We start from the raw sequence: 20,825 nt of genomic DNA, 5'->3' as shown, positions 1-20,825 counted from the left end.
AACTGACGGGTACGTGCAAATTATTTGGGATGGCCCGGAATCGGAACACCGGGGCACCCCGGCTCGTTGTCATTACGTGAGCACGACACAGACACCACCTGTTCTCGCCGCGGAACTGGCGCAGGCGTGGGCCGACATTCAGCGGCACCACCCCGAACTGCCGGATCTCGCCGCGCCAGAGTCCCTGATCGGAGAGTCGTCGTCCGCGTGCGGACACGAGCTCTCCTTCGAGCGGCTGCTTCATGAGGCGGTGCACGGCATCGCCGCCGCCCGAGGAGTCCGCGACACCTCCCGGGCGGGCCGCTACCACAACCGCAGATTCCTGGCCATCGCCGAGGAGCTGGGCCTGGACCACCCCGACGAACCCCACCCCAGCAGCGGCTTCTCGCTGGTCACCCTCAATCCGGAGGCCAAGCGACGCTACCGTCCGACGATCGAGCGCCTCCAGCGCGCCCTGAAGGCGCACACGGCGGCCACGTCGGCGGACACGGCCCGGTCCTTCCGGGGTCCGGCGGCCCGGCACGGCTCGTCCGGGGGCGGGGTCCGCGTCAAGGCGGTCTGCGACTGCGGCCGCAATGTCCGCGTCGTCCCCTCGGTGCTGGCCCAGGCCCCGATCGTCTGCGGCGGCTGCGGGAAGCCGTTCCGGATTCCCGAGGTCGTGGGCGCGGCGTAATCCGACCAGTACCGGCATCTCGTGGCTGCCGGTGCGGTCGGCGACGCCGACTGCGCACCCGACGTTCCTCACCTCCGCGCCGGGTGCGCCTCAGCCATGCCCGCCGCCCAGGCCCTCGGTCCGAAGCGGGCCGCCGGGTGTGGCACAATGGCTAGCTGTACTCGACAGCCGCACAGGAACCCTCTCGCCTCCGGCTGACGCGTCCATCGGGCACTCGGGTACCGCAACCCCACGCGGCCGTCTCGCCGTGCCCAACCACGTCAAATCCAGGAGAACCCACTCCCGTGGCAGTCAAGATCAAGCTGAAGCGTCTGGGCAAGATCCGTTCGCCTCACTACCGCATCGTCGTCGCCGACTCCCGCACCCGTCGTGACGGTCGTGCGATCGAGGAGATCGGCCTGTACCACCCGGTGCAGAACCCGTCGCGCATCGAGGTCGACGCCGAGCGTGTCGCGTACTGGCTCTCCGTCGGCGCCCAGCCGACCGAGCCCGTCCTCGCCATCCTCAAGAAGACCGGCGACTGGCAGAAGTTCAAGGGCGAGCCCGCCCCGGCGCCGCTGCTCCAGCCGGCCGAGAAGGCCGCGCGCCCCTCGTTCGAGGCCCTGGGCGGCGACGACGAGGGCAAGGGTGAGGCCATCACCCAGAAGAAGAAGGCCGACAAGAAGGACGAGGCTGCGGCTGAGTCCGAGTCGACCGAGGCCTGAGCATGCTCGAGGAGGCTCTCGAGCACCTCGTGAAGGGCATCGTCGACAACCCTGACGATGTGCAGGTCGCATCCCGCAACCTGCGCCGCGGACGCGTGCTCGAGGTCCGGGTCCACCCGGACGACCTCGGCAAGGTGATCGGCCGCAACGGCCGCACCGCACGCGCTCTGCGCACCGTCGTGGGCGCCATCGGCGGCCGTGGTGTCCGTGTCGACCTCGTCGACGTGGACCACGTCCGCTGACGCCGAACGCAGCACCGGCTCGGGCCGGGGAGGGCCACTGGGCCGTCCCCGGCCCGCAGTCGTACGTACGACAGGAGATCTTCGAAAAGTGCAGCTCGTAGTCGCCCGGATCGGCCGCGCCCACGGCATCAAGGGCGAGGTCACCGTCGAGGTACGTACCGACGAGCCGGAACTCCGGCTCGCCCCCGGGGCCGTCCTGGCCACCGATCCCGCATCCGCGGGCCCGCTCACCATCGAGACCGGCCGGGTGCACAGCGGTCGGCTGCTCCTGCGCTTCGAGGGCGTGCGCGACCGCACCGGTGCCGAGGCCCTGCGCAACATCCTCCTCATCGCGGACGTCGACCCCGACGAACTGCCCGAGGAGGAGGACGAGTACTACGACCACCAGCTGATGGACCTGGACGTGGTCACCAAGGACGGCGAGGAGGTCGGCCGGATCACCGAGATCTCGCATCTGCCCTCGCAGGACCTGTTCATCGTCGAGCGCCCCGACGGCAGCGAGGTGATGATCCCGTTCGTGCAGGAGATCGTCACCGAGATCGACCTCGCCGAGCAGAAGGCGGTCATCGACCCGCCGCCCGGCCTGATCGACGACCAGGCGGAGATCGCCTCCTCGCGGGACGAGTCCTGATGCGCCTCGACGTCGTCACGATCTTCCCCGAGTACCTGGAGCCCCTGAACGTCTCCCTGGTCGGCAAGGCACGCGCGCGTGGACAGCTGAACGTCCAGGTGCACGACCTGCGCGGCTGGACCTACGACCGGCACAACACGGTCGACGACACGCCCTATGGCGGCGGCCCCGGCATGGTCATGAAGACCGACCCCTGGGGCGACGCGCTGGACTCCGTCCTCGCGGACGGCTACGAGACCGGCTCGTACGCACCCACGCTGATCGTCCCCACGCCGAGCGGGCGCCCCTTCACGCAGGAACTCGCGGTGGAGCTCTCCATGCGCCCGTGGCTGATCTTCACCCCGGCCCGGTACGAGGGCATCGACCGCCGGGTCATCGACGAGTACGCGACCCGGATGCCGGTCCACGAGGTGTCCATCGGCGACTACGTCCTGGCCGGCGGCGAGGCGGCCGTCCTGGTGATGACGGAGGCCGTGGCCCGGCTGCTGCCCGGTGTCCTCGGCAACGCCGAGTCCCACCGCGACGACTCCTTCGCGCCCGGCGCCATGGCGAGCCTGCTGGAGGGGCCCGTCTACACCAAGCCGCCCGAGTGGCGCGGCCGAGGCATCCCGGACGTGCTGCTCAGCGGGCACCACGGAAAGATCGCCCGCTGGCGGCGCGACGAGGCACTGAAGCGTACGACCGCCCACCGGCCCGACCTGATCGAGCGCTGCGACCCCAAGGCCTTCGACAAGAAGGACCGCGAAATGCTCTCCATCCTGGGCTGGGCCCCGGATCCCGAGGGCGAGCAGCACGGCCGATTTTGGCGCAGGCCCGAGGCCGTGGAAGAATAGGCAGCTGTTGTGCGCCGTCCGGCGTGCGCCCCTGCCGCAGGGGGACACGACGCCCGCCCCGACGCGAACAGCATCCTCCTGGAAACTACTCCCGCCTATGACCTGTGGCATGGGTGAAGAAAGCAGACGACATGTCTCACCTGCTCGACTCCGTCGACTCCGCGTCGCTGCGCAGCGACGTCCCGGCCTTCCGCCCGGGTGACACCGTCAACGTCCACGTCCGCGTCATCGAGGGCAACCGCTCCCGTGTGCAGCAGTTCAAGGGCGTAGTCATCCGCCGCCAGGGCGCCGGTGTCCGCGAGACCTTCACGGTCCGCAAGGTCTCCTTCTCCGTCGGCGTCGAGCGCACCTTCCCGGTGCACACCCCGATCGTGGAGAAGATCGAGCTCGTCACCCGTGGTGACGTGCGCCGTGCCAAGCTGTACTACCTCCGTGAGCTGCGCGGCAAGGCCGCGAAGATCAAGGAGAAGCGCGACAACTGAGCGCTTTAGGACGTCACAGCGGGGCCGGATAGCATCTGGCCCCGATGGACACCGAAGCACAGCCGACGGAGCGCGACCGCTCCTCCGCACCCGCACCGCGCGGCACGGAGGGCCGGTCGCGTTTTGCGTTGGTGTCGCGGATCTCCCAGTGGCTGCCCGGCGGACGGGTCACCCTGACCCTGCTGGTCTGCCTGGTCTTCCTGCTGCTGCTCAGCACGTTCGTGCTCCAGCCCTTCCAGATCCCCAGCGGATCGATGGAGCGCGGATTGAGGATCGGGGACCGCGTTGTCGTAAATAAGTTGGCGTACCGTTTCGGTGCCCAGCCGCAGCGTGGCGATGTCGTGGTCTTCGACGGAACCGGGTACTTCGGGGACGCGGACTACATCAAGCGCGTGGTCGGAGTGGGTGAGGACCGGGTGGTCTGCTGCGACAAGGAGGGGAGGATCCAGGTGAACGGCCGGTCGGTCGACGAGTCGGCCTTCCTGTACCCCGGGGACGGCCCGTCCGGCGTGTCCTTCGACGTCGTCGTGCCCGCGGGCAGCCTCTTCGTCCTCGGCGACCACCGCAGCGCCTCCAGCGACTCCCGCGACCACCTGGGCTCCCCGGGTGGCGGCATGATCCCCGTCGAGGACGTGATCGGCCGCGCCGACTGGATCGTCTGGCCCACCGCCCACTGGACCCGCCTGGAGCGCCCCGACGCCTACGCGCGCGTGCCCGGCCCGGCCGGTGGCCATGGGTAACCGCGGCAAGCCGCGCGGGGCACCCAGCAGCGCCGCCGAAGACCTCCTGCCCACCGGCTCCCGGCGGGCCTCCGCCTCCGGCGACGGCCGGACCCGCGCGGAGCGGCGCAAGCTGCAGCGCAAGGTCAAGCGGCGGCGCCGGCGCAGCGCGATCAAGGAGATACCGCTCCTCATCGGGGTCGCGGTGCTCATCGCGCTGGTCCTGAAGACGTTCCTCGTCCAGGCCTTCGTGATCCCCTCCGGGTCGATGGAGCAGACGATCCAGATCGGCGACCGGGTCCTGGTCGACAAGCTCACCCCGTGGTTCGGCTCCAAGCCGCAGCGCGGGGACGTCGTCGTCTTCAAGGACCCCGGCGGCTGGCTCCAGGACGAGCAGCCCACCGCAAAGAAGGAGGACCCCGTCGTCGTCAAGCAGGTCAAGGAAGGGCTCACCTTCATCGGCCTGCTGCCGTCCGACAACGAGAAGGACCTGATCAAGCGGGTCGTCGGCGTCGGCGGGGACCGGGTCACGTGCTGCGACGCGCAAGGGCGGGTCACCGTCAACGGCGTCCCGCTGGAGGAGGACTACCTCTTTCCCGGGAACGTCCCGTCCCTGACCGAGTTCGACATCACCGTCCCGCCGGGGCGGCTGTGGGTGATGGGCGACCACCGCGCCGACTCCGCCGACTCCCGCTCCCACCAGGACCAGAACGGCGGCACGGTCTCCGAGGACGAGGTGGTCGGCCGCGCCGTGGTCATCGCCTGGCCCTTCGGTCACTGGGGCACCCTGGACGAACCGAAAACGTACGCGTCCGTCTCCGACTCGGCCACCGGATCGACCGCGGCTCCCCAGCTGTCGCATAGGGTTGCCTTCGACGATCCGAACGAACCGATGCGACTCCCGAGCCCTGCGGAACTCCCGCTCGTTATGGGAGTGGTGGGCCTGCACCGCCTTCGGGGCAGGCAGTGGCACAGAGTAAGGAGTTGGCGTGGGGGATGTGGCGGTAGGCGCACGGTCCGGGCACGACGGCGAGGACCGCGGACGCCCCGCGGAGGCGACCGGCCCGGGCGCGGACGGCGCCGTGACCTCCGGACGTGACTCCGGCCGGGCCGACGAGGACACGGCGGTCGGCGAGCAGGCCCGCACGGACGGCCAGGGGCCGGGCGACTCCGCCCCCAAGGCGAACAAGGCACGCTCCTTCTGGAAGGAGCTGCCCATCCTGATCGGTATCGCGCTGGTGCTGGCGCTGCTGATCAAGACGTTCCTGGTGCAGGCCTTCTCCATCCCGTCCGACTCGATGCAGAACACCCTCCAGCAGGGCGACCGGGTGCTGGTCGACAAGCTCACCCCCTGGTTCGGATCGGAGCCCGAGCGCGGCGAGGTCGTCGTCTTCCACGACCCCGACAACTGGCTGGCCGGCGAGCCCACGCCCGACCCGAACGTCCTGCAGACCTTCCTCAGCTGGATCGGCCTGATGCCGTCCGCCGAGGAGAAGGACCTGATCAAGCGGGTCGTCGGCGTCGGCGGTGACACCGTCGAGTGCAAGGGCACCGGCCCGCTGAAGATCAACGGCAAGGCGCTGAACGAGTCGTCGTTCATCTACCCCGGCGACACCCCGTGCACCAACGACTCCGACGGCGGCCAGTTCAAGGTGAAGGTCCCCGAGGGCTACCTGTGGGTCATGGGCGACCACCGGCAGAACTCCCGGGACTCGCGCTACAACCAGGCGGACGCCAACAAGGGCATGGTGCCGGTCGACAAGGTCGTCGGGCGTGCCGTCGTGGTGGCCTGGCCGGTCAACCGCTGGGACACCCTGCCGGTTCCGGACACCTTCGACCAGAACCTCAGCGCGCACACGGCGGCCGTCGCCCCCTCGGGACTCGCCCTCGTCGGTGCCGTGCCGCTCGTTCTGTGGCGCCGCAAGTGGGCCCGCAAGGGCTCCGAGTGATCCAGACCATGGGCTGACCCCGGGGTGTACCCCCGGGTAGGGTGCGGACCCATGGGTGGCGAGAGCACGACGCGTACGGCCCCGCCGAGCGGCGGAGGCAGAGGCCCGGCGGGCAGCAGGACCGGACAGCGGCTGTCCGGCCTCGCGGTCGCGCTGGGCCTGGTGCTGTTCCTGGGCGGCTTCGCCTGGGCGGCGGTGGTCTACCGGCCGTACACCGTGCCCACCACGTCCATGGCGCCCACCATCGACGCCGGTGCCCGGGTGCTGGCCGAGCGGGTCGACGGGGACGAGATACGTCGCGGGGACGTCGTCGTCTTCAAGGACGCGGCCTGGGCGAACGCGCCGGTGCTCAAGCGGGTGGTGGCCGTCGGCGGCGACACCGTCGCCTGCTGCACGGACGGCCGGCTGACCGTCGACGGCAAGAAGATCGACGAACCGTATCTGCCCGACGGCAGCCTGACCGCGACCACCGACTTCCCGACTGTGACCGTCCCCAAGGGACGGCTGTTCCTGCTCGGTGACGAGCGGCACGGCTCGCTGGACTCCACCGCCCATCTGACCGACGCCGCGAGCGGCACGGTGGCGACCGGTGCGGTGACCGCCCGGGTCGACGCCGTCGTCTGGCCGATGGACGGCATGCTGGAGCGCCCCTCCGGCTTCGAGGAACTGGGCGCGATCTCCTCGCCCGGACCGCTGCGCACCATGGGCGTCCTGATCGTGGTGGGCGCCCTGCTGGTGCTCGGCGGTGCGGCCTACGGGCCGGTGGCGAAGTGGCTGGGCCGCTCCCGTACCGGGACGGGGTCCGCGGGTGCCCGCTGAGGACACGTACACGGGCGGGATGCGCAAGGTCGCCCGGGTCGTTCTGCTGGATCCCGAGGACCGGATCCTGCTGCTGCACGGGCACGAGCCGGACGATGTGAGCGACGACTGGTGGTTCACGCCCGGCGGGGGCGTCGAGGGCGACGAGACCCGGGCACAGGCCGCGCTGCGGGAACTCGCCGAGGAGACCGGCATCACCGAGGTCGAGCTGGGCCCGGTGCTCTGGCGGCGGACGTGCTCGTTCCCCTTCGCCGGCCGCCGCTGGGACCAGGACGAGTGGTACTACCTGGCCCGTACGGCGGAGGCGCGGGACGTGGTGCCCGGGGCCGGGGGCCTCACCGAGCTGGAGCGGCGCAGTGTCGCCGGAGCGCGCTGGTGGACGTGTCAGGAACTGAGCCAGGCACATGAGACGGTGTATCCGACCAGACTCGCCGAGCTGCTGCGCAGGCTGCTCGACGAAGGTCCCCCGGCCGGGCCCGTGACCCTGGACACCGAAATCGTCTAGGGGCTCGCGGGGCTGGCGCACAATGGGTGGATCGCACGGCTGAAGGGGAACATGCCATGAGCGCCGAGGACCTCGAGAAGTACGAGACCGAGATGGAGCTCAAGCTCTACCGGGAGTACCGCGATGTCGTCGGTCTGTTCAAATACGTGATCGAGACCGAGCGGCGCTTCTATCTGACCAACGACTACGAGATGCAGGTGCACTCGGTCCAGGGAGAGGTGTTCTTCGAGGTGTCCATGGCGGACGCCTGGGTCTGGGACATGTACCGGCCGGCCCGGTTCGTGAAGCAGGTGCGTGTGCTCACGTTCAAGGACGTGAACATTGAGGAGCTGAACAAGAGCGACCTCGAACTCCCGGGCGGGTGACGGAGTTATCCACAGGGAGTGACTTGTCCACCAAGATCCTTTTCTTGGGGGCGGATGCGTGATCGTCGGTGCCGGAGGTGGTGCCGACATGAACGCACGCAGTGCACTCGGCAGGTACGGAGAAGGGCTGGCCGCCCGGAGGCTGGCCGAGGCCGGGATGACGGTCCTGGAGCGCAACTGGCGCTGCGGCCGCACTGGTGAGATCGACATCGTGGCGCGGGACGGGGACGCGCTGGTCGTCTGCGAGGTCAAGACCCGCAGGGGCGACTGCTTCGAACACCCGATGGCCGCGGTGACGCCCGAGAAGGCGGAACGCCTGCGGAACCTGGCCGAACGCTGGATCCAGTCCCATGGAGGGGCGCCACCCGGCGGCGTCCGCATCGACGTCGTCGGCGTCCTCCTCCCCCAGCGGGGCGCCCCCGTGGTCGACCACGTGCGGGGGGTGGCGTGATGGCGTTCGCCCGCACCTGCTCGGTGGCGCTGGTCGGAGTCGAGGGCGTGGTGGTGGAGGTCCAGGCCGACCTCGAACCGGGCGTGGCGGCCTTCACCCTGGTCGGCCTGCCCGACAAGAGCCTGACCGAGAGCCGGGACCGGGTCCGGGCGGCGGTGGTCAACTCGGGCACGCCCTGGCCGCAGAAGAAGCTGACGGTGGGGCTCAGCCCGGCGTCGGTCCCCAAGGCCGGCAGCGGCTTCGACCTGGCCGTCGCCAGCGCGGTCCTGGGCGCGGCGGAACGGATCGATCCGCGGGTCCTCGCCGACATCGTGATGATCGGGGAGCTGGGCCTGGACGGCCGGGTGCGGCCCGTCCGCGGCATTCTGCCCGCGGTGCTGGCCGCCGCCCACGCCGGGTACGAACAGGTGGTCGTACCGGAGAGCGCCGCCGCCGAGGCCTCCCTGGTGCCCGGGGTCTCCGTGCTGGGGGTGCGCAGCCTGCGCCAGCTGATCGCCGTCCTGGCCGACGAGCCCGTGCCCGAGGAGGAACCGCACGAACCCGGCCGCCCCGATCCGCTGCTCGCCGGACTGCGGGTGCCCGGCACGGGCGCGGCCACCGGCATGCACAGCGCCGGAGCGGCCCAGCAGGACAGCGGCCATGACCTGGCCGACGTCGTGGGCCAGCTCTCGGCCCGTACGGCCGTGGAGGTCGCCGCGGCCGGCGGACACCATCTGTTCCTGGAGGGGCCGCCCGGGGCCGGCAAGACCATGCTCGCCGAGCGGCTGCCCGCGATCCTGCCCCGGCTGGCCAGGCAGGAGTCGCTGGAGGTCACGGCGGTGCACTCGGTGGCGGGACTGCTGCCCGCGGGCAAGCCCCTGATCGACGTCCCGCCCTACTGCGCCCCGCACCACTCCGCGACGATGCAGGCCCTGGTCGGCGGCGGTCCCGGCATCGCCCGGCCGGGTGCGGTGTCGCTGTCCCATCGGGGCGTCCTGTTCCTGGACGAGACACCCGAGTTCAGCAGCCAGGCGCTCGATGCCCTGCGCCAGCCCCTGGAGGCCGGGCACGTCGTGATCGCGCGCAGCGCGGGCGTCGTCCGGTTCCCGGCGAAGTTCCTGATGGTGCTCGCGGCCAACCCCTGCCCCTGCGGCCGGTTCTCCCAGAACGACGACTTCTGCGAGTGCCCGCCCGCTGTCGTCCGCCGCTACCAGGCCCGGCTCTCCGGGCCCCTGCTCGACCGGGTGGACCTGCGGGTCGAGGTGGACCGGGTCACCCGCGCGGAGCTGACCGAGCGCGGTGCCCGGGGTGAGTCCACGGCGGCGGTGGCGGCCCGGGTCCAGCAGGCCAGGGACCGGGCGGCGGCCCGGCTGGCCGGTACGCCCTGGCGGACGAACAGCGAGGTGCCGGGCCGGGAGCTGCGCAGCCGCTGGTACGCCGCGTCCGGCGCGATGGACGAGGCCGAGCGCAGCCTGGAGCGGGGCGTACTGACCGCCCGCGGCCTCGACCGGGTCCTCCGGGTCGCCTGGACCGTCGCCGACCTCGTCGGCCACGACCGGCCCGACGGGACGGACGTCGCCCTGGCGCTGCAACTGCGTACCGGGGTCCCCCGTGGGGTGCCGATGGCCATCGGGGCGTTGACGTGAGCCGCGCCGCTGATCCGGACGAGGAGCTCCACGACCGGGTGTTCCTCGCCCGGGTCCTCGAACCGGGCGACGAGACCGCGGGGCGCTGGTTGCGGGAACTGGGCAGCCGGGAGATCGCGCGGCGGCTGCGAGTGAAGGGGGCCAGGCCCGACGGCGTGAGCGAACGGCGCTGGGCCGGGCTGCTGGCGCGGGCCGAGCGGGCCGACCCCGCGCGGGACCTCGCTGCGGCCCGGGACGAGGGGGTCCGGTTCGTGCGCCCGGGGAGCGCCGAGTGGCCGGGACAGCTCGACGATCTCGGGGACGCGCGGCCGGTGGGCCTGTGGGTGCGGGGCGTGGCCGATCTGCGGATATGGGCGCTGCGGTCCGTCGCCTTGGTCGGGGCGCGGGCCTGTACCGAGTACGGCTCCCACATGGCGGCCGTCCTCGGTGGCGGGCTCGCCGAGCGGGGGTGGGTGGTGGTCTCCGGCGGGGCCTACGGCATCGACGGCGCCGCCCACCGGGGGGCCCTCGCCGCCGGCGGGGCCACCGTGGCCGTGCTCGCCTGCGGGGTGGACCGGCCCTATCCGCGGGGGCACACACAGTTGATCACCAGGATCGCGGAACAGGGGCTCGTGATCGGGGAGTTGCCGCCCGGGGACCATCCGACGCCCAGCAGGTTCATCGTGCGGAACCGGGTGATCGCCGCGCTCACCAGGGGCACCGTCGTGGTCGAGGCCGCGCACCGGAGCGGGTCGCTGGCCACCGCACGGGCGGCGCAGCGGCTGGGGCGCCACACGATAGGGGTACCGGGGCCGGCGACCAGCGGGCTCTCCGCCGGGGTGCACGAACTGCTGCGGGGAGACGCCGTCCTCGTCACCGACGCCGCGGAAGTCGTCGAGCTCGTCGGGGACATGGGCGAACTCGCTCCCGACCGGCGCGGGCCCGTGCTGCCGCGGGACCTGCTGGCCCCGGGCGCCCGCCGGGTGCTGAGCGCGCTGCCCGGGAGCCGCCCGGCCCCGCCGGACGAGATCGCCCGCGGGGCGGGGACCACGGACGACGACGCCATCGCCCGGCTGTACGAACTACGAGCACTTGGTTACGTCGAACGACACGGCGACGGCTGGAAGTTGACACGCCAGTCGATGATCTCGCTCCGCCAAGATCACAGTCGGGGTTGACCGAGCGTGTTCGGCCGTCCGGGGGAACCGCGACGCCCTTGGGAATTCCCGGAGTTGATGCGCGCGGCCGATCACGCAGAGCAACCGCCATGCCCCGGGGGGACGCCCAGCGGAACGTATCTGCGCACTCCCCGAGCCCTGGCCTTCGCACACTGCGACTCTCCAGTCACGCTACGCTCACGTGGATTCCGGTGCAGACCGGCAGCACAGCACCAGACCCGTACCAGACCGACACCTCACCCAGGCACCCGCACTTCACGGCAGAACGGCACAAGGCGACGAATGCCCCAGCACACCTCCGGGTCCGACCGGGCGGCGATCCCCCCAGCCGCCCGTGACGGTGGCAGCGTGCGGCCCCCCGCTCCCTCGACGCTCGACGAGCTGTGGCGGTCGTACAAGGCGACGGGGGACGAGCGGCTGCGCGAGCAGCTGATCCTGCACTACTCGCCGCTCGTGAAGTACGTGGCGGGACGGGTGAGCGTCGGGCTGCCGCCCAATGTGGAGCAGGCCGATTTCGTGTCCTCCGGGGTGTTCGGGCTGATCGACGCGATCGAGAAGTTCGACATCGACCGGGAGATCAAGTTCGAGACGTACGCGATCACCCGGATCCGGGGCGCGATGATCGACGAGCTGCGGGCGCTCGACTGGATCCCGCGGTCGGTCCGGCAGAAGGCGCGGAACGTGGAGCGGGCCTACACGACCCTGGAGGCGCGGCTTCGGCGCACGCCGTCGGAGGGGGAGGTGGCCGCCGAGATGGGCATCGCCGTCGACGAACTCCATGCCGTGTTCAGTCAGTTGTCGCTGGCCAACGTGGTGGCACTGGAGGAGCTGCTGCACGTGGGGGGCGAGAGCGGGGACGGGCTCAGCGTCATGGACACGCTGGAGGACACCGCCGCGGACAACCCCGTGGAGGTGGCCGAGGACCGGGAACTGCGGCGCTTCCTGGCGCGGGCGATCAACACCCTGCCCGAGCGGGAGAAGACCGTCGTGACGCTCTACTACTACGAAGGGCTCACGCTCGCCGAGATCGGGAACGTGCTGGGGGTGACCGAGAGCCGGGTGAGCCAGATCCACACCAAGTCCGTGCTCCAGTTGCGGGCGAAGCTGGCGAGTTTTGGACGCTGAGCGGGTGCGGGGGCCGGGAGTCACTCCCGTCGTCGGCGGCGCGTCCGTACAGTGGTTGACGTGCCAAGGATTCGAGCGGCCTCCGTGGCCGAGCACCGGTCGATGCAGCGAGCCGCCCTGCTGGACGCGGCTCGTTCCCTGCTGTCCGAGGGCGGGACGGACGCGCTGACGTTCCCGGCCCTCGCCGAGCGGACGGGGCTTGCGCGGTCGTCCGTGTACGAGTACTTCCGGTCACGGGCCGCCGTGGTCGAGGAGCTGTGCGAGGTCGATTTCCCCGTGTGGGCGGCGGAGGTCGCCGCGGCGATGGACGGGGCGGCGTCGGCCGAGGGCAAGGTCGAGGCGTATGTGCGGGCGCAGCTGGCCCTGGTGGGCGACCGGCGGCACCGGGCCGTGGTCGCCATCTCCGCGAGCGAGCTGGACGCCGGGGCCCGGGAGAAGATCCGGGCCGCGCACGGCAGCCTGGTCGCGATGATCGTCGAGGCGCTGCGGGACATGGGGCACGCGGAGCCCCGGCTCGCGGCGATGCTGCTGCAGGGCGTGGTGGACTCGGCCGTGCGGCGGATCGAGCTGGGGGCGGCGGAGGAGCCGGCGACGATCACGGAGGCGGCGGTGTCGATGGCGTTGCGCGGGGTGCGGGGCTGAGGTCGGCGTTTCTTTGTGGGCCCGGGTAGTGGTGGTGCGGGGGTTGGACCCGCGGTGGCTGTGTGCCGGTTGAGGCCTGCGTTGGCTGTGTCCAGGGCAGCGGTGGTGCGGGGCCCGGGGTCGTATCCAGTGCGTCCACGACCGTCGCGGTGCGGGTTGAGGCCCCCCTTGGCTATGGAACGGGCGGCGGCTGTACGGGTTGCGGGCCGCACGGTTCAGGGCAGGGGCACGTCCAGGACCGGTAGCAGTCTCGACGGGGCCCTGTTCAGGAGACCGAGCGGGTTCAGGTAGGTGTCGCCCCTGCGCAGGCCCCAGTGGAGGCAGGCCCTCGGGCAGTGGGGCGTGGGGCCCGTCACCGTCCCCACCACCTGGCCCGCCGTCACCTCCGCTCCCTTCTTCACCCCCGGGGTGATCGGCTCGTACGTCGTGCGCAGGGGCGGGGCGCCCGTGTTCTTCAGTTCGATCGAGAGCACCCCGCGGCCCGCCACCCGGCCCGCGAAGCTCACCCGGCCCGGGGCCACCGCCCGTACGGGGGTACCGGAGGGAGCCGCCAGGTCCACCCCGCGGTGGCCGCGGGCGTAAGGGGCCGGGGGCGGTTCCCAGCCGCGCAGCACTGTGGGACGGGGCACCGGCCAGCTCCGGGCCGCCGCCGGAGCCGGGGTGCCCGCGGCCGCGGGGGACAGGGGTGCCCCTGGTGCCGCGCCGGGCAGCGTCAGGACCGTCAGCGCCAGGACCGCCGTACTCGCCCATCGTTTCGCTCGCATGCCCACAGGCTCTCGCCAGGCCCGTCGATCATGGAGGGATCTGTGGACCGCCCCGCGCTTGTGGACAGTGGCGTCACCCGGTGCCTTCCCGGTCCCGTACACTTCTTCTGGCGATCCGGGTCACCGGGTCGACTTCGCACGCCCCGACATCGGGTCGACTCAACGACCTGTGTCAGCGCTCCTCGGTCCTTCGTGGCACGGCGCATGTGGGCGTCAGGCGCGGGAGCCGTCCGGCCCCCGCGGCACAACCGAGAAATTCAAGGAGATACGGCCATGGCCGTCGTCACGATGCGGGAGCTGCTGGAAAGCGGCGTCCACTTCGGTCACCAGACCCGTCGCTGGAACCCGAAGATGAAGCGCTTCATCTTCACCGAGCGCAACGGCATCTACATCATCGACCTGCTCCAGTCGCTGTCGTACATCGACCGCGCCTACGAGTTCGTCAAGGAGACCGTCGCCCACGGCGGCACGGTCATGTTCGTCGGCACGAAGAAGCAGGCGCAGGAGGCCATCGCCGAGCAGGCCACCCGCGTCGGCATGCCCTACGTCAACCAGCGCTGGCTGGGCGGCATGCTCACCAACTTCTCCACCGTCTACAAGCGTCTGCAGCGCCTCAAGGAGCTCGAGCAGATCGACTTCGAGGACGTCGCTGCTTCGGGTCTGACCAAGAAGGAGCTCCTGGTCCTCTCGCGTGAGAAGGCCAAGCTGGAGAAGACCCTCGGTGGTATCCGCGAGATGTCCAAGGTTCCCAGCGCCGTCTGGATCGTGGACACCAAGAAGGAGCACATCGCGGTCGGTGAGGCCCGGAAGCTCAACATCCCGGTCGTCGCCATCCTCGACACCAACTGCGACCCCGACGAGGTCGACTACAAGATCCCGGGCAACGACGACGCGATCCGCTCCGTCACCCTGCTCACCCGTGTGATCGCCGACGCCGTCGCCGAGGGCCTCATCGCCCGTTCCGGCGTGGCGACGGAGGGCAAGGGCGAGAAGGCCGCCGGCGAGCCGCTCGCCGAGTGGGAGCGCGACCTGCTCGAGGGCGAGAAGAAGCCTGAGGAGGCTCCGGCCGCCGCCGAGGCCCCGGCCGAGGCTCCGGCCGACGCCGCCGAGGCTCCGGCCGACGCTGCCGCCGAGGCTCCGGTCGAGGCCGCTGCCGACGCCCCGGCCGCCGAGGCCGAGCAGGCCTGACCCGTCAGCGTCAGAGGTGACGGCGGGGGCGGTGACATCGGTTCCGCCCCCGCCGTTCACCCGTAGGTCAGCGGTGGGTCGTCGGTCCGCGGCTACATGTGGAGCGCGGACCCCCGCAGATCTTCGACCTTCCAGACTTCGAGAAAGATTTCGAGACTCATGGCGAACTACACCGCCGCCGACGTCAAGAAGCTCCGTGAGCTCACGGGCGCCGGCATGATGGACTGCAAGAAGGCGCTGGACGAGGCCGAGGGCAACGTCGACAAGGCCGTCGAGGCGCTCCGTATCAAGGGCCAGAAGGGCGTCGCCAAGCGCGAGGGCCGCTCCGCCGAGAACGGCGCCGTGGTGTCCCTCATCGCCGACGACAACACCTCCGGTGTCCTGGTCGAGCTGAAGTGCGAGACGGACTTCGTCGCCAAGGGCGAGAAGTTCCAGGCCGTCGCCAACCAGATCGCGCAGCACGTGGCCGCCACCTCCCCGGCGGACCTCGAGGCCCTGCTCGCCTCCGAGATCGAGGCCGGGAAGACCGTCCAGGCCTTCGTGGACGAGGCCAACGCCAACCTCGGCGAGAAGATCGTCCTCGACCGCTTCGCGCAGTTCGCCGACGGTTTCGTCTACGCCTACATGCACCGCACCATGCCCGACCTGCCGCCGCAGATCGGTGTCCTGGTCGAGCTGGACAAGGCCGACGCCGAGCTGGCCAAGGGTGTCGCCCAGCACATCGCCGCCTTCGCGCCGAAGTACCTCTCCAAGGAGGACGTGCCGGCCGACGTCGTCGAGTCCGAGCGCCGCGTCGCCGAGGAGACCACCCGCGCCGAGGGCAAGCCCGAGGCCGCCCTGCCGAAGATCGTCGAGGGTCGCCTCAACGGCTTCTTCAAGGACGCCACGCTGCTCGGCCAGCCGTACGCGCTCGACAACAAGAAGTCCGTCCAGAAGGTTCTGGACGAGGCCGGTGTCACCCTGAAGCGCTTCACGCGCATCAAGGTCGGCATCTGAGTCCGTACCGCGATCGACGCTCGACCCCGATAGGGTCGACAGCAGTCGTCCGCGTACGCCGTCACCTCGGTGGCGGACGACAGCAGATCTGACGAGGAGGCCATTGCCGCGTATGGGATACGAACCCATCCCCACCGGCAGTGGCCTTCTTCGTATGTGCGACCCGTGGAAAGAAGTGAGAGTCCGATGACCACCAAGGCCCAGAAGAGCGACGACGGCAAAGTACGCGGCCGGTATCTGCTGAAGCTGTCCGGAGAGGCCTTCTCCGGCGGTGGGGGCCTCGGCGTGGACCCGAACGTGGTGCACAAGATCGCCCGCGAGATCGCGGCCGTCGTGCGCGACGGCGCCGAGATCGCGGTCGTCATCGGCGGCGGCAACTTCTTCCGCGGCGCCGAACTGCAGCAGCGCGGCATGGACCGCGCCCGCTCCGACTACATGGGCATGCTCGGCACCGTGATGAACTGCCTCGCCCTCCAGGACTTCCTGGAGAAGGAGGGCATCGACAGCCGGGTCCAGACCGCCATCACCATGGGCCAGGTCGCCGAGCCGTACATCCCGCTGCGCGCCGTGCGCCACCTGGAGAAGGGCCGCGTGGTCATCTTCGGCGCCGGTATGGGCATGCCGTACTTCTCCACCGACACGACCGCCGCCCAGCGCGCCCTGGAGATCGACGCCGAGGCGCTGCTGATGGGCAAGAACGGCGTGGACGGGGTCTACGACTCCGACCCGAAGACCAACCCGGACGCGGTCAAGTTCGACTCCCTCGGCTACGGCGAGGTCATCACCCGGGACCTCAAGGTCGCCGACGCCACCGCCGTCACGCTCTGCCGCGACAACAAGCTTCCGATCCTGGTGTTCGAGCTTCTGGCGGAGGGCAATATCGCCCGCGCCGTCAAGGGTGAGAAGATCGGCACGCTTGTGGGTGACCAGGACAGTGACCAGGACAACCGGGACTGACGGCAACACCCACGGACCCTGACCGGGGGATGGACAATGTCCTGCCGGTCGGGAACCGTGCAGGAAGAAGACGCGACGCAGCCGGCCGCCGCCCCCGCAAGGATCCGCAGCCGGGCCTACTCAAGACACGCAGGAGCAAGTGGTGATCGAAGAGACCCTCCTCGAGGCCGAGGAGAAGATGGAGAAGGCCGTCGTGGTCGCCAAGGAGGACTTCGCCGCGATCCGCACCGGCCGTGCGCACCCGGCGATGTTCAACAAGATCGTGGCCGACTACTACGGCGCGCCGACGCCGATCAACCAGCTGGCTTCGTTCTCCGTGCCGGAGCCGCGCATGGCGGTCGTGACCCCGTTCGACAAGAGCGCCCTGCGCAACATCGAGCAGGCGATCCGCGACTCCGACCTGGGCGTCAACCCGAGCAACGACGGCAACATCATCCGTGTGGTGTTCCCCGAGCTCACCGAGGAGCGCCGCCGCGACTACATCAAGGTCGCCCGGAGCAAGGCCGAGGACAGCAAGGTCTCCATCCGCTCGGTGCGCCGCAAGGCCAAGGACGCCATCGACAAGCTCGTCAAGGACGGCGACGTCGGTGAGGACGAGGGCCGCCGTGCGGAGAAGGAGCTCGACGACACCACCCACAAGTACGTCGCCCAGGTGGACGAGCTCCTGAAGCACAAGGAAGCTGAGCTGCTCGAGGTCTGATGAACGACTCTTCCTGGGGAGCGCCGCCACAAGCCGGGTACTGGGGGCCGTCCGACCAGGGGCCTGTCCAGGGGGCTGCCCCGGCGGGTCCCACGTACGATGCGCCTGAGGCGCAGCAGACTCGCCCCATGCCCATCGTGCCCGACGGACCCGCTGTACCCGGATACGGCGATGACCAGGATGACGATCGGGGGGCCGCTCGGCTGAGCGGCCCCTTGTTCCGCGACGAGACGCCGCGGGCGCAGCCCCACGGCAACGCGCCGCAGAATCCGGAGCCCATGCACGACGCCCCGCAGCCGGCGCCCCGACCGCAGAAGAAGAGCGCCGGGCGCGATCTGGGTGCGGCGATAGGGGTCGGCATCGGGCTCGGCGCGGTGATCGTCGCCTCGCTGTTCGTGTACAAGGCCGCGTTCGTCGGGGTCGTCGCCGTCGCCGTCGTCGTGGGTCTGTGGGAGCTGACCAAGCGGCTGGAGGAGCGCAAGGGCATCAAGGCGCCGCTCGTCCCGCTGGCGGTCGGCGGTGCGGCTATGGTCGTCGCCGGGTACGTCCGCGGTGCCGAGGGCGCCTGGGTGGCGATGGCGCTGACCGCGCTGGCCGTCCTGGTCTGGCGGATGACGGAACCGCCCGAGGGCTACCTCAAGGACGTCACGGCGGGCGTCTTCGCCGCGTTCTACGTCCCGTTCCTGGCCACCTTCGTCGCGATGATGCTCACCGCCGACGACGGCCCGGCCCGGGTGCTGACGTTCCTGCTGCTGACCGTGGTCAGCGACACCGGGGCGTACGCCGTCGGCTGGCGCTTCGGCAAGCACAAGCTCGCTCCGCGCATCAGTCCCGGCAAGACCCGCGAGGGGCTGCTCGGGGCGGTGTCCTTCGCCATGGTGGCGGGTGCGCTGTGCATGCAGTTCCTGATCGACGACGGTGCCTGGTGGCAGGGCCTCCTGCTCGGTCTCGCGGTCGCGGCGAGCGCCACGCTGGGCGACCTCGGCGAGTCGATGATCAAGCGCGACCTGGGCATCAAGGACATGGGCACGCTGCTGCCGGGGCACGGCGGCATCATGGACCGGCTGGACTCCTTGCTGCCCACGGCGCCCGTGGTCTGGCTGCTGCTCGTGCTGTTCGTCGGGTCCGGCTGAGCGTCGTACGGACCCCCGTGGAGCCCCCGCCTCGGCGGGGGCTCCGCTGTTCCCGCGGGCGTTGCGGTGGGACGCTGGAGGGGTACGCCCGCGAAGGGGGCCCACCATGTCCGCCATCCGCGAATCCATCGACCTCGACTGCACGCCCGAAGAAGTCTTCGCGTACGTCACCACCCCCTCCAACCTGCCCGAATGGCAGCTGAGCGCCGTCAAGGCGGAGCGGCTGGAGCTGGGGCCGGTGCACCCCGGCTCGCGGGTCAGGGTCACCCGCCGCATCGGCACCCGTGAGGTCCCGATGACCGTGGAGTTCGACGCCCTCGACCCACCGCGCACCTGGGACCTGCACGGCATCGAAGGGCCGGTGCGCCCCCGCACCCACGGGTCGATCGAACCGCTCGACGAGGGCCGGCGCTGCCGCGTGACCATCGAGGTCGACTTCGAGGGACACGGCCTCGGCAAGGTCCTGGTGCCGCTCGTCGTCCGCCCCCAGGTCCGCAAGGAGCTGCCGCGGGACGAGGCGCTGTTGAAGGAGCGGCTGGAGGGGGCCGGTGCGTGAGGGGGCGGCGGCGGTCACACAGGTGCCCTACATGCGCGTTCAGCGTGGATAGGAGGCTTGTTGTGTGGTGCTGGGCCGTAGCAACCCCACGGGACATGCTGATCATGTGAACGGCGACAGGCCCTTGCCCTCCAGATGGGCGAGCAACGAGTCGAGGCATGCGTCTGGCGTGGCCAGGTCAGCACGGAAGAACGAGTCCTTGCCGAGCTGCCCGCCGCTGACGATGACCGGAGAGATCAGCACACCCCCTAGGGCATGGGCCCTGGGCCGTCCCTGGGCTGTCGGAGGCCCACCGGCCTGGGCCCCCGCAGTTGATCTGCGACACTGGAAGGGTTATGCCAAAGCCCGGAGAACTCACATTCGTCGCCCCCCGCGGAGCCAAGAAGCCGCCGCGGCACCTTGCCGATCTTTCGCCTGCCGAGCGGAAGGACGCCGTCGCGGCGATCGGGGAGAAGCCGTTTCGTGCCAAGCAGCTCTCGCAGCACTACTTCGCGCGGTACACCCATGACCCCGAGCAGTGGACCGACATCCCGGCCGGGGCGCGCGGCAAGCTGCGCGAGGAGCTGTTCCCCGAGCTCATGACGGTCGTACGGCATCTGTCGACCGACCAGGGGACCACCCGCAAGACGCTGTGGCGGCTGTTCGACGGGACGCTCGTCGAGTCCGTGCTGATGCGGTATCCGGACCGGGTCACCATGTGCATCAGCTCGCAGGCCGGCTGTGGCATGAACTGCCCGTTCTGCGCGACCGGGCAGGCCGGGCTGGACCGGAATCTGTCCACCGCCGAGATCGTGCACCAGATCGTCGACGGGATGCGGGCGCTGCGGGACGGGGAGGTGCCCGGAGGGCCCGCCCGGCTGTCCAACATCGTCTTCATGGGGATGGGCGAGCCGCTCGCCAACTACAACCGGGTCGTGGGCTCCATCCGGCGGCTCACCGACCCCGAGCCGGACGGGCTCGGGCTGTCGCAGCGTGGGATCACCGTCTCCACCGTCGGTCTGGTCCCGGCCATCCACCGGTTCTCCGACGAGGGCTTCAAGTGCCGGCTCGCGATCTCGCTGCACGCCCCCGACGACGAGCTGCGCGACACCCTCGTCCCGGTGAACACCCGCTGGAAGGTCCGCGAGGTGCTGGACGCGGGCTTCGCGTACTCCGCGAAGTCCGGACGCCGGCTGTCCATCGAGTACGCGCTGATCCGGGACATCAACGACCAGGCCTGGCGGGGCGACCGGCTCGGGCGGCTGCTCAAGGGCAAGCCCGTGCACGTGAACCTGATCCCGCTGAACCCGACCCCGGGCTCGAAGTGGACCGCTTCCCGGCCCGAGGACGAGAAGGCGTTCGTCGAGGCCATCGCCGCCCACGGGGTGCCGGTGACGGTCCGGGACACCCGTGGTCAGGAGATCGACGGGGCGTGTGGTCAGCTCGCGGCCACCGAGCGGTAGTGTGCGGGCGGTAGTCTGATCGTCGTACGGACATCTTCATATTCCGACAGGGGAGCGCCACAGCGCTGAGAGTGCGGGACAGGCCGCAGACCCTCTGAACCTCGCCCAGGTCATTCTGGGTAGGGAGATCGGTCGTCACTCGAGCTGTTGCGCCCTGCCCGGACTCT

Annotated in this window: 26 protein-coding genes and 1 riboswitch; of the genes, 24 read left to right on the top strand and 2 right to left on the bottom strand. The window is 70.6% G+C overall.

From position 1 onward, the window contains the following. The first annotated feature begins 76 nt into the window (after positions 1-76). From M8H82_RS16415 to M8H82_RS16335, 17 genes are all read left to right on the top strand, one after another. Positions 77-673, top strand: a complete 597-nt coding sequence (locus M8H82_RS16415; RefSeq protein ID WP_186282930.1) for a hypothetical protein — start codon at positions 77-79, stop codon at positions 671-673. Positions 674-957: 284 nt separating this feature from the next. Next, positions 958-1,377: a 30S ribosomal protein S16 gene (rpsP, locus tag M8H82_RS16410; protein ID WP_250074588.1), complete on the top strand. Its 420-nt coding sequence runs from the start codon at positions 958-960 to the stop codon at positions 1,375-1,377. A 2-nt stretch (positions 1,378-1,379) separates the two neighbouring features. Further along, positions 1,380-1,619 carry an RNA-binding protein gene (locus tag M8H82_RS16405; protein ID WP_003973401.1) on the top strand — a complete coding sequence of 80 codons (240 nt, stop codon included), beginning with the start codon at positions 1,380-1,382 and terminating at the stop codon, positions 1,617-1,619. Positions 1,620-1,707: 88 nt separating this feature from the next. Beyond that, positions 1,708-2,250 carry a ribosome maturation factor RimM gene (gene rimM, locus M8H82_RS16400; RefSeq protein ID WP_250074586.1) on the top strand — a complete coding sequence of 181 codons (543 nt, stop codon included), beginning with the start codon at positions 1,708-1,710 and terminating at the stop codon, positions 2,248-2,250. Continuing rightward, the gene (gene trmD, locus M8H82_RS16395; protein ID WP_250074584.1) at positions 2,250-3,083 is read left to right on the top strand and encodes a tRNA (guanosine(37)-N1)-methyltransferase TrmD; all 834 of its coding nucleotides are present in this window, start codon (positions 2,250-2,252) and stop codon (positions 3,081-3,083) included. The genes rimM and trmD overlap by 1 nt, the downstream gene beginning before the upstream one ends. A gap of 131 nt (positions 3,084-3,214) precedes the next feature. Beyond that, positions 3,215-3,565, top strand: coding sequence for a 50S ribosomal protein L19 (rplS, locus tag M8H82_RS16390; protein ID WP_030041016.1), 351 nt, complete (start codon positions 3,215-3,217; stop codon positions 3,563-3,565). Positions 3,566-3,609: 44 nt separating this feature from the next. Continuing rightward, positions 3,610-4,305: a signal peptidase I gene (gene lepB, locus M8H82_RS16385; protein WP_250074583.1), complete on the top strand. Its 696-nt coding sequence runs from the start codon at positions 3,610-3,612 to the stop codon at positions 4,303-4,305. Beyond that, positions 4,298-5,383 (top strand): signal peptidase I, encoded by a 1,086-nt coding sequence (lepB, locus tag M8H82_RS16380; protein WP_250074580.1) that lies wholly within the window; start codon positions 4,298-4,300, stop codon positions 5,381-5,383. The genes lepB (M8H82_RS16385) and lepB (M8H82_RS16380) overlap by 8 nt, the downstream gene beginning before the upstream one ends. Beyond that, a complete protein-coding gene (gene lepB / locus M8H82_RS16375) occupies positions 5,274-6,233 on the top strand; it encodes a signal peptidase I (RefSeq protein WP_250074578.1) in 960 nt (319 codons plus the stop codon). Before lepB (M8H82_RS16380) ends, lepB (M8H82_RS16375) begins: the two co-directional genes overlap by 110 nt. A 51-nt stretch (positions 6,234-6,284) precedes the next feature. Further along, positions 6,285-7,052, top strand: a complete 768-nt coding sequence (lepB, locus tag M8H82_RS16370) for a signal peptidase I (protein ID WP_250074576.1) — start codon at positions 6,285-6,287, stop codon at positions 7,050-7,052. 19 nt (positions 7,053-7,071) lie between these two features. Continuing rightward, entirely contained in the window at positions 7,072-7,557 is a 486-nt protein-coding gene (locus tag M8H82_RS16365; RefSeq protein WP_250074826.1) for an NUDIX hydrolase, read from the top strand. 56 nt (positions 7,558-7,613) lie between these two features. Next, positions 7,614-7,922 carry a DUF2469 domain-containing protein gene (locus M8H82_RS16360; RefSeq protein ID WP_003965949.1) on the top strand — a complete coding sequence of 103 codons (309 nt, stop codon included), beginning with the start codon at positions 7,614-7,616 and terminating at the stop codon, positions 7,920-7,922. An 88-nt stretch (positions 7,923-8,010) separates the two neighbouring features. Continuing rightward, the gene (locus tag M8H82_RS16355; protein WP_250074574.1) at positions 8,011-8,373 is read left to right on the top strand and encodes a YraN family protein; all 363 of its coding nucleotides are present in this window, start codon (positions 8,011-8,013) and stop codon (positions 8,371-8,373) included. Further along, entirely contained in the window at positions 8,373-9,998 is a 1,626-nt protein-coding gene (locus tag M8H82_RS16350; protein ID WP_250074571.1) for a YifB family Mg chelatase-like AAA ATPase, read from the top strand. The genes M8H82_RS16355 and M8H82_RS16350 overlap by 1 nt, the downstream gene beginning before the upstream one ends. Continuing rightward, on the top strand, positions 9,995-11,155 hold the full coding sequence (dprA, locus tag M8H82_RS16345; protein ID WP_250074569.1) for a DNA-processing protein DprA: 1,161 nt from the start codon (positions 9,995-9,997) through the stop codon (positions 11,153-11,155). Before M8H82_RS16350 ends, dprA begins: the two co-directional genes overlap by 4 nt. A gap of 282 nt (positions 11,156-11,437) precedes the next feature. Beyond that, entirely contained in the window at positions 11,438-12,280 is an 843-nt protein-coding gene (whiG, locus tag M8H82_RS16340; protein WP_250074567.1) for an RNA polymerase sigma factor WhiG, read from the top strand. An 84-nt stretch (positions 12,281-12,364) separates the two neighbouring features. Next, entirely contained in the window at positions 12,365-12,922 is a 558-nt protein-coding gene (locus tag M8H82_RS16335; protein ID WP_250074825.1) for a TetR/AcrR family transcriptional regulator, read from the top strand. Between the two features lie 215 nt (positions 12,923-13,137). On the opposite strand, the gene M8H82_RS16330 is transcribed toward M8H82_RS16335, so the two are convergent. Continuing rightward, complete coding sequence (locus M8H82_RS16330; RefSeq protein ID WP_250074565.1) at positions 13,138-13,686, bottom strand: M23 family metallopeptidase; 549 nt, start codon at positions 13,684-13,686, stop codon at positions 13,138-13,140. 273 nt (positions 13,687-13,959) lie between these two features. On the opposite strand from M8H82_RS16330, the gene rpsB reads away from it, so the two are divergent. The 6 genes from rpsB (at position 13,960) to M8H82_RS16300 (ending at position 19,216) form a co-directional block, all read left to right on the top strand. After that, positions 13,960-14,874: a 30S ribosomal protein S2 gene (rpsB, locus tag M8H82_RS16325; RefSeq protein WP_250074564.1), complete on the top strand. Its 915-nt coding sequence runs from the start codon at positions 13,960-13,962 to the stop codon at positions 14,872-14,874. A 159-nt stretch (positions 14,875-15,033) separates the two neighbouring features. Further along, entirely contained in the window at positions 15,034-15,870 is an 837-nt protein-coding gene (gene tsf / locus M8H82_RS16320) for a translation elongation factor Ts (RefSeq protein ID WP_250074562.1), read from the top strand. Positions 15,871-16,056: 186 nt separating this feature from the next. Beyond that, a complete protein-coding gene (gene pyrH, locus M8H82_RS16315) occupies positions 16,057-16,827 on the top strand; it encodes a UMP kinase (protein ID WP_250074560.1) in 771 nt (256 codons plus the stop codon). A 142-nt stretch (positions 16,828-16,969) separates the two neighbouring features. Continuing rightward, positions 16,970-17,527 carry a ribosome recycling factor gene (gene frr / locus M8H82_RS16310; protein WP_250074558.1) on the top strand — a complete coding sequence of 186 codons (558 nt, stop codon included), beginning with the start codon at positions 16,970-16,972 and terminating at the stop codon, positions 17,525-17,527. Beyond that, positions 17,527-18,660 (top strand): phosphatidate cytidylyltransferase, encoded by a 1,134-nt coding sequence (locus tag M8H82_RS16305; RefSeq protein ID WP_250074556.1) that lies wholly within the window; start codon positions 17,527-17,529, stop codon positions 18,658-18,660. Before frr ends, M8H82_RS16305 begins: the two co-directional genes overlap by 1 nt. Before the next feature lie 106 nt (positions 18,661-18,766). Then, positions 18,767-19,216 (top strand): SRPBCC family protein, encoded by a 450-nt coding sequence (locus M8H82_RS16300; RefSeq protein WP_250074554.1) that lies wholly within the window; start codon positions 18,767-18,769, stop codon positions 19,214-19,216. Positions 19,217-19,318: 102 nt separating this feature from the next. Here the strand turns inward: M8H82_RS16300 and M8H82_RS16295 are convergent, their stop codons facing one another. Beyond that, positions 19,319-19,459, bottom strand: coding sequence for a hypothetical protein (locus M8H82_RS16295; RefSeq protein ID WP_250074552.1), 141 nt, complete (start codon positions 19,457-19,459; stop codon positions 19,319-19,321). Between the two features lie 92 nt (positions 19,460-19,551). Between M8H82_RS16295 and rlmN the strand changes: the two genes are divergently transcribed. After that, positions 19,552-20,658 carry a 23S rRNA (adenine(2503)-C(2))-methyltransferase RlmN gene (rlmN, locus tag M8H82_RS16290; RefSeq protein WP_250074550.1) on the top strand — a complete coding sequence of 369 codons (1,107 nt, stop codon included), beginning with the start codon at positions 19,552-19,554 and terminating at the stop codon, positions 20,656-20,658. A gap of 38 nt (positions 20,659-20,696) precedes the next feature. Further along, positions 20,697-20,802, top strand: a riboswitch (TPP riboswitch). Positions 20,803-20,825 lie beyond the last annotated feature (23 nt).

This window comes from Streptomyces sp. YS415, from assembly GCF_023544665.1.
Classification (GTDB): domain Bacteria; phylum Actinomycetota; class Actinomycetes; order Streptomycetales; family Streptomycetaceae; genus Streptomyces.
The sequence above is the reverse complement of the archived record's forward strand: the minus strand, read 5'-3'. Positions and strand labels throughout refer to the sequence as shown.

What these genes read in the sequence shown, in the direction of transcription:
- M8H82_RS16360 (WP_003965949.1), top strand. Translation starts at nt 7,614, where the DNA reads ATGAGCGCCGAGGACCTCGAGAAGTACGAGACCGAGATGGAGCTCAAG.
- M8H82_RS16355 (WP_250074574.1), top strand. Translation starts at nt 8,011, where the DNA reads ATGAACGCACGCAGTGCACTCGGCAGGTACGGAGAAGGGCTGGCCGCC.
- pyrH (WP_250074560.1), top strand. Translation starts at nt 16,057, where the DNA reads ATGACCACCAAGGCCCAGAAGAGCGACGACGGCAAAGTACGCGGCCGG.
- trmD (WP_250074584.1), top strand. Translation starts at nt 2,250, where the DNA reads ATGCGCCTCGACGTCGTCACGATCTTCCCCGAGTACCTGGAGCCCCTG.
- M8H82_RS16405 (WP_003973401.1), top strand. Translation starts at nt 1,380, where the DNA reads ATGCTCGAGGAGGCTCTCGAGCACCTCGTGAAGGGCATCGTCGACAAC.
- rpsB (WP_250074564.1), top strand. Translation starts at nt 13,960, where the DNA reads ATGGCCGTCGTCACGATGCGGGAGCTGCTGGAAAGCGGCGTCCACTTC.
- M8H82_RS16305 (WP_250074556.1), top strand. Translation starts at nt 17,527, where the DNA reads ATGAACGACTCTTCCTGGGGAGCGCCGCCACAAGCCGGGTACTGGGGG.
- M8H82_RS16300 (WP_250074554.1), top strand. Translation starts at nt 18,767, where the DNA reads ATGTCCGCCATCCGCGAATCCATCGACCTCGACTGCACGCCCGAAGAA.
- M8H82_RS16350 (WP_250074571.1), top strand. Translation starts at nt 8,373, where the DNA reads ATGGCGTTCGCCCGCACCTGCTCGGTGGCGCTGGTCGGAGTCGAGGGC.
- lepB (WP_250074583.1), top strand. Translation starts at nt 3,610, where the DNA reads ATGGACACCGAAGCACAGCCGACGGAGCGCGACCGCTCCTCCGCACCC.
- tsf (WP_250074562.1), top strand. Translation starts at nt 15,034, where the DNA reads ATGGCGAACTACACCGCCGCCGACGTCAAGAAGCTCCGTGAGCTCACG.
- M8H82_RS16365 (WP_250074826.1), top strand. Translation starts at nt 7,072, where the DNA reads ATGCGCAAGGTCGCCCGGGTCGTTCTGCTGGATCCCGAGGACCGGATC.
- rplS (WP_030041016.1), top strand. Translation starts at nt 3,215, where the DNA reads ATGTCTCACCTGCTCGACTCCGTCGACTCCGCGTCGCTGCGCAGCGAC.
- M8H82_RS16330 (WP_250074565.1), bottom strand. Translation starts at nt 13,686, where the DNA reads ATGCGAGCGAAACGATGGGCGAGTACGGCGGTCCTGGCGCTGACGGTC.
- lepB (WP_250074576.1), top strand. Translation starts at nt 6,285, where the DNA reads ATGGGTGGCGAGAGCACGACGCGTACGGCCCCGCCGAGCGGCGGAGGC.
- whiG (WP_250074567.1), top strand. Translation starts at nt 11,438, where the DNA reads ATGCCCCAGCACACCTCCGGGTCCGACCGGGCGGCGATCCCCCCAGCC.
- rlmN (WP_250074550.1), top strand. Translation starts at nt 19,552, where the DNA reads ATGCCAAAGCCCGGAGAACTCACATTCGTCGCCCCCCGCGGAGCCAAG.
- lepB (WP_250074580.1), top strand. Translation starts at nt 4,298, where the DNA reads ATGGGTAACCGCGGCAAGCCGCGCGGGGCACCCAGCAGCGCCGCCGAA.